Origin of the sequence: Micromonospora sp. CPCC 205561, from assembly GCF_036906775.1 — a bacterium.
Lineage (GTDB): Bacteria > Actinomycetota > Actinomycetes > Mycobacteriales > Micromonosporaceae > Micromonospora.
The window spans coordinates 1-1,184 of sequence record NZ_JBAKHV010000120.1 but is presented as its reverse complement, the minus strand read 5'-3'; the positions used below and the strand labels follow the sequence as shown (position 1 = coordinate 1,184).

Genomic DNA, 1,184 nt, shown 5'->3' with positions numbered 1-1,184 from the left:
GACGGTTTGGCGTATGTGATTTTCACGTCGGGGTCGACGGGGCGGCCGAAGGGTGTGCAGGTGTCGCACCGGGGGTTGGCGAATCATGTGAGGTGGGCGGCGGGTGAGTTGGCGTCGCGTGGTGCGGGTGGTTGTGCGGTGTTCTCGTCGGTGGCGTTCGACTTGCAGGTGCCGAATTTGTGGGCGCCGTTGGTGGTGGGTCAGCGGGTGGTGATGGTGGGTCAGGATGTGGATCTGGCCGAGTTGGGTGTGGTGTTGGCGGGTGCGGGGCCGTTCAGTTTCTTGAAGTTGACGCCGGGTCATCTGGAGGTTCTTGGTCGGCAGTTGTCGGATGAGGCGTTGGCGTCGTTGGCGGCGGTGGTGGTGGTCGCGGGTGAGGCGTTGCCGGCGGCGTTGGCGAACCGGTGGTTGGCGCTTCTGGGTCCGGGCGGTCTGGTCAACGAGTACGGGCCGACCGAGGCGAGTGTGGGTACCTGCGTTTTCCCGATCGTGGGCGAGCAGTCGGGTGCGGTGGTGCCGATCGGTCGGGCGTTGCCGGGGATGACGATGTACGTGTTGAACCGGGATCTGCGGCTGTCGCCGGTGGGTGTGGTCGGTGAGTTGTATGTCGGTGGTGTGGGTGTGGCCCGGGGTTACGCGGGGCAGCCGGCTCTGACGGCGGAGCGCTTCCTGCCCGACCCGTTCGGTGCGGCGGGAGCGCGGATGTACCGGACCGGGGATCTGGTGCGCCGGATGGCCGACGGGGCGGTGGAGTTCGTCGGGCGGGTCGACCATCAGGTGAAGATCCGCGGCTACCGCATCGAACTGGGCGAGATCGAAGCGGTCGTCGAGGGCACCGACGGCGTCGGCGACGCCGTCGCCCTGGTCGGCGAGTCGGACCGGCTGGTGGTGTTCTACCGGCCGAGCGCCCCCGCGGCCTCCGGCCTGCTCGACCGGGTGCGGCAGCGGTGCGTGGAGCAGTTGCCGGAGTACATGATCCCGGCCGAGTTCGTCGCCGTGGAGGCGATCCCGCTCAACGCCAACGGCAAGGTCGACCGCGCCGCCCTCCGGGACACGGCCGAGCCGGCACACCGACAGTACGTCGCCCCGGCGACCGAGCTGGAGGAGCAGCTGGCCGGGATCTGGGGCCGGGTGCTCAACCTGGAGCAGGTCAGCACCCAGGAGAGCTTCTTCGACCTCGGCGG

General features: G+C 69.0%; 1 protein-coding gene. It reads left to right on the top strand.

From position 1 onward, the window contains the following. Nucleotides 1-15: 15 nt before the first annotated feature. Nucleotides 16-1,184: amino acid adenylation domain-containing protein (locus tag V6V16_RS27700; RefSeq protein WP_334566882.1), on the top strand; the 1,169-nt coding region annotated here is incomplete at its 3' end.